This window comes from Microcoleus sp. T3_A4, assembly GCF_036700465.1.
Taxonomy (GTDB): domain Bacteria; phylum Cyanobacteriota; class Cyanobacteriia; order Cyanobacteriales; family Microcoleaceae; genus Microcoleus.
In genome coordinates this window covers 1-2,121 of the sequence record NZ_JAUBOY010000123.1, presented here as the reverse complement: position 1 = coordinate 2,121, position 2,121 = coordinate 1, and the positions used below count along the sequence as shown (strand labels likewise).

The 2,121-nt window shown below is 43.3% G+C and carries 5 protein-coding genes; 4 read left to right on the top strand and 1 reads right to left on the bottom strand.

Annotated elements, in window-relative coordinates:
• The first annotated feature begins 243 nt into the window (after positions 1–243).
• From QUA07_RS29815 to QUA07_RS29805, 3 genes are all read left to right on the top strand, one after another.
• Positions 244–429, top strand: coding sequence for a copy number control protein (locus QUA07_RS29815; protein ID WP_190657378.1), 186 nt, complete (start codon positions 244–246; stop codon positions 427–429).
• Between the two features lie 74 nt (positions 430–503).
• Positions 504–707, top strand: a complete 204-nt coding sequence (locus QUA07_RS29810; RefSeq protein WP_190657376.1) for a hypothetical protein — start codon at positions 504–506, stop codon at positions 705–707.
• Between the two features lie 16 nt (positions 708–723).
• Positions 724–1,092, top strand: coding sequence for a hypothetical protein (locus QUA07_RS29805; RefSeq protein ID WP_333332840.1), 369 nt, complete (start codon positions 724–726; stop codon positions 1,090–1,092).
• Between the two features lie 35 nt (positions 1,093–1,127).
• Here the strand turns inward: QUA07_RS29805 and QUA07_RS29800 are convergent, their stop codons facing one another.
• A complete protein-coding gene (locus QUA07_RS29800) occupies positions 1,128–1,340 on the bottom strand; it encodes a helix-turn-helix transcriptional regulator (protein WP_332958465.1) in 213 nt (70 codons plus the stop codon).
• Between the two features lie 151 nt (positions 1,341–1,491).
• On the opposite strand from QUA07_RS29800, the gene QUA07_RS29795 reads away from it, so the two are divergent.
• Positions 1,492–1,980 carry a hypothetical protein gene (locus tag QUA07_RS29795; RefSeq protein ID WP_333332837.1) on the top strand — a complete coding sequence of 163 codons (489 nt, stop codon included), beginning with the start codon at positions 1,492–1,494 and terminating at the stop codon, positions 1,978–1,980.
• Positions 1,981–2,121 lie beyond the last annotated feature (141 nt).

Sequence of the window (2,121 nt, the reverse complement as noted above, 5' to 3'; positions counted from 1 at the left end):
TCAATCGAATAAGGTTTCATTTTTTTAGCTTATATACTAAATAAACTGTATCATATATACATGGAATCTGCTGTAAATTAACGCTCTGTAGCGTTTTTTGCGGAAAACGGCATTTTTTGCACTATTGCATTAGTATGCACTAAGGCATATACTTAGAGTAATGCACCTGTATGCAAAAAGCTGGTTTTTAGGCAAACTACATAAAAATGTCAAAATGTATATGTTGTAAAGCCTTGAGCCTGTATGGATGAAAACAAGACTGTGGCTATTAGAGTAGAAATGCCGCCGGAGCTGCGGAACCGATTTAAGTCGGCTGTTGCTAGGGACGGTAAAAATATGAGGGATGTTTTGCTGGAATTTATGGAGCAATATGTCATGAAGGCTGAGCAACCAAAAATAGAAGCAAGTCAAAACCAAAACAACACATAGCTGCTGTGTGCAGTGGTGGAGCGATCGCATACAGGGCAAGACATTTAGTTTTTAAACTGTAAGGGAAGTCAGAAGTGAGGAGCGATCGCGTACCAAATCCAAAGCCAGAAAACGTACACCATGTTACAGATCCCGAACTCTGTGAAAAGATGGGCGAAAAATACCACTGGCGGTTAAAAGAAATCCGAGTGACTCGTAACACCCCCCCTGATGTGGCTTGCGTGTTTGACGGGGAACAAACCTCGTTTCAGGATATGTGGCAAGATTACCAAGATTAAAGGAAAGGGAGGAAAAATGGCAAAAAAAATCTGGATTGTCTACAAAACCGAAAGCATGAGTGCTCCCGGCTGGGAAAAACGTCAGCTTATGCCGAGGGGCGGTCTAACTAATATACTTTGGGAAAATTGGACTTGGGAAGAAAACCCAGAAATTCCCCAAGTAGGGGACAAAACCCGCGATTATGAAAATCTATCTGACCCAGGTAATGGAGTCACCCACGGGAAAGATGGAGATTGGGTAGTTACTCGCGTTCAGCAGTTTTTTGCTTCCGATACTGAGGAGCGAATTGTGGTGTGTTACTGTTCTTACCAACCTGTTACATCTGATTGGGAAGCACTACAACAGGGTGAGTCTGTCAATCAGATGCTAGCAACTGTCGAATAATATTGAGTGGATAATTAGTTCGTAAAAGCGATCGACTATTCCTGCACAATTTCATACAAATCTTCGATCGACAAATCAAAAGTCCTTGCCAACTTGTGCAAGGCTGTCACATCAACTGTTGCTAATCCAGGCGATCGGGCATAGGTTCTGAGGGTACTGTAGACTACGCCCGATCGCTCTGAAACTTCTTTCAGCGTCCAGCCCTTCTCGGCAGCAAATTCTCGAACCCGCAACTTAATTAATCCCATAACCTCTTGACTTTTGACTAATATAAGTCATAAACTTGTAATGTAAAAAGCGATCGCCCCAACGTCTGGAAAACTAAAAGACGATCGCCTATCAAAGTTCAAATCCCATCAACTGGGATTTATTAACCATCTGAAATTCCCATCAAGTGGGATGTATCAACCATTGAAAATTCCCATCAAGTGGGATGTATCAACCATGTTAGCAAGCTTTCGACCAAAATCAACCCCCAGACACAGATTGAGCCGGTTTGTGACGAAAGAGGCGATCGCGCGCCTGCTGAAAATCAAAGTAAAACAAATATATCGCTTCGAGTGCTGGGCGCATATCCTGTACGTGCACGCCAAAGGCATGAGTCGGTTTGTGAGTTATGCGGACTTTCCGCCTGTTTTGGGAGTGGAATCGCCCTCTGGTTTAGATTTTGGTTATTGGAAGCGCCGTTGGGCGAGTCAGAAACAGAGACACGCGCCGGATTTTTGGGTGGATTTTTATGCGGATAGATTTCACAAAGCTGTTTCTGTTTCTGAATTGTGGGAGTGGGGGGAATTGGTGGGGGTGATTAAATTGATGTTGGGGGCGATCGCTGTGGAGTCGCTGCGAAAGGTTTATGCACAAGAAAAATCTCTGCTGCAACATTTTTAAATTATGACTAAAACACGGGTGATTAGAAACCGGGTTTTTTTGCGAAAATACGGCATCCCAGCCTTTACAGCGTTTCCCGCTGTTATGAGGTACAGTAGCAGCAATTAGCAAACCAATTTCTTAAATGTTTAGGGTTCATTA